Annotated in this window: 5 protein-coding genes; 4 read left to right on the top strand and 1 reads right to left on the bottom strand. The window is 62.9% G+C overall.

All coding sequences use genetic code 11. The annotated features are described in order from the left end of the window. Positions 1-596: exodeoxyribonuclease V subunit gamma (locus ACRC1E_RS12060; protein ID WP_438515337.1), on the bottom strand; the 596-nt coding region annotated here is incomplete at its 3' end. Between the two features lie 67 nt (positions 597-663). Here ACRC1E_RS12060 and ACRC1E_RS12055 point away from each other — a divergent pair. From ACRC1E_RS12055 to ACRC1E_RS12040, 4 genes are all read left to right on the top strand, one after another. Next, entirely contained in the window at positions 664-1,047 is a 384-nt protein-coding gene (locus ACRC1E_RS12055) for a SirB2 family protein (RefSeq protein ID WP_438515336.1), read from the top strand. 144 nt (positions 1,048-1,191) lie between these two features. Continuing rightward, positions 1,192-1,614 carry a type IV pilin protein gene (locus tag ACRC1E_RS12050; protein WP_438515335.1) on the top strand — a complete coding sequence of 141 codons (423 nt, stop codon included), beginning with the start codon at positions 1,192-1,194 and terminating at the stop codon, positions 1,612-1,614. A 2-nt stretch (positions 1,615-1,616) separates the two neighbouring features. After that, the gene (locus ACRC1E_RS12045) at positions 1,617-2,096 is read left to right on the top strand and encodes a pilus assembly FimT family protein (protein WP_438515334.1); all 480 of its coding nucleotides are present in this window, start codon (positions 1,617-1,619) and stop codon (positions 2,094-2,096) included. Continuing rightward, the coding region (locus ACRC1E_RS12040) for a prepilin-type N-terminal cleavage/methylation domain-containing protein (RefSeq protein WP_438515338.1) at positions 2,087-2,208 on the top strand (122 nt) is incomplete at its 3' end. The genes ACRC1E_RS12045 and ACRC1E_RS12040, both read left to right, overlap by 10 nt.

Genomic DNA, 2,208 nt, shown 5'->3' with positions numbered 1-2,208 from the left:
GGCAAATGCTCGCGCCGCAGCGACGACAAAAAATCATCCAGCAGGCGCACGCGGTGACGCGACGGGTCTTCTGCCGCCAGCACCCGCCACAGGGCCGCCTGCCACGCTTCGTCCTCCCCCAGACCCAAGAGCTCGCCCTTCTCCCAGGCGCGTATCCACTCGGGGCGGAACACCAGATACTGGTCGAAGATGTCGGCCACCTTGCCGGAAAGCTCGAAGGCCGAGGCTTCGCCGCCTTCGAGATAACGCGCCAGCGCCTGATACGGCTCGCCGGCAAGCGTCGGCAGCAAGGCCATCAGCCGCCAGCTCAGCACCTCGGGCACAAAAGTGGATTTGCGCGGCAGCCCCGGCAACACCTGCTGCATCAGCTGCCAGGCAAAGGCGGCCGGCAGCACGAAATCGAGATGGGCCGCCATGCCGGTACTTTTCGCCAGCGCCAGCGTGATCCAGCGCCCCATGCCGCGACTTTGTACCAGCACGGTTTCCGCGGCAAACGGATCGGACAAGGGGGCCGCCTGCTGCACGGTGGCCAGCAAAGTGCCCAGCGTCTCCAGCCGGTTGGATTGATACAGATGCAACATGGCAGACACTCTCATCAGACCGGGCCTGACAGTGTAACATCCAGCCGTTCTTCTTATGCCCGAGGCCTAACCGGAAGCTGCCATGTACCCTTATTTGATGATCAAGCATGCCCATGCGGGCTTTGCCTATCTGACCCTGATCTCGTTTGCCATCCGCGCCGGCCTGATGCTGGCTAGCTCGCCACTACTGCAAAACAAAGTGGTGCGCATCCTGCCGCATATCATCGATACCCTGCTGCTGGCCTGCGCCGTGGCGCTGGTGGTGATCGGCGGCTGGCCGTTAAGCTCGCCATGGATCGTCGCCAAGATTGTGGCGCTGCTCGCTTATATCGCGCTGGGCACCATCGCGCTCAAACGCGGGCGCACGCTACAGATCCGCCAGGCGGCACTTTTGATGTCGTTCGCGCTATTGGCCTACCTCTTTGCCGTGGCCAAAACCAAGATGATTTTTCCCTTCCTGTTCTGATCCGCAGCGCCCTCCCTGCCCGGCCGCCCTACGGTCGGGCAAAATATGCCAACGACAGCTAAAACCAAAGCATCTTAAGCACAAAAATAGCTAGCCATTACTCACCACCCCCACGTCATGCGATGATGAGGAGATAATGCAGCCATGTTCAAACAACACGATTCCGGCTTCACCCTGATTGAACTGGTCATCACCGTCGCCATCATCGGCATCCTCGCCGCCATCGCCCTGCCCGCCTATCAGGGCTATGTGCAAAAGGCGCGCCGCGCCGATGCTTTAAGCGCCATCAGCCGCATCCAGCAAGCCCAGATCCAGCAGCGCAGCTTCGAGCGCCGCTACGCGGCCAGCCTTGCCGCACTGACCCCGCCGCCGCCCGAGTACAGCGAGGATGGCGCCTACCGTTTGTCTAGCGGCGTACTTGCCGGCCATCCGGCAGGCAGCGCGTTCTGGGTCGAGGCGCAGGCAGCAAGCGACGGAGCGCAGGCTGGCGACACCGCCTGCGCCACCATCCGGCTGGAGCAGATCGGGACTCGTTCCCTGCGTACGCCGGCGGTGTGCTGGCGATGAGCATGCGTACAGCCACCGGCTTCACCCTGATCGAACAACTGGTCACGCTGGCCATACTCGCCATCGTACTGGCCATCTCGGCGCCGTCGCTCACACGCTGGTTGGCCGCGCAGCGCCTGTCCGGCGCCACTGAAGCCGTCGCCGACACGCTGCGTCAGGCACGCAAGCGTGCCATCACCGGCCAGCAGCTGATCTTCCTGTCCAGCCAGCCGGGCAAGCACTGGACGCTGAGCGCAGACGCAAGCACAACAACCACCTGCGACGCTGCGCTGCTGTGCGTTGACGGCAGCGACTACCGCGGCATAACACTGTCCGCCAACGAAACCGCGCTTGCGCTCTCGCCGCTTAAGGCACTGCCGTACAAGGCCAGCGGTGCGCCTACCAGCGCCACGTTCACGCTGTCACAAGTGGGCTGCAGCGACAGCAAGGTCATTCTTTTGTCCACCGGTTTCGTCGCCACGGAGTACGGACGATGCAACTAAAGCGACAACACGGCGTCACGCTGGTCGAACTGATGATCGCGCTACTGATCGGCCTGCTGCTGCTGTTACTCCTCTCGACACTGCTGGCCAACCTGACCGGCCAGCAAGGACG

The organism is Craterilacuibacter sp. (genome assembly GCF_051659485.1).
GTDB lineage: Bacteria > Pseudomonadota > Gammaproteobacteria > Burkholderiales > Chromobacteriaceae > Craterilacuibacter.
This window is presented reverse-complemented; position numbering and strand designations above follow the sequence as displayed.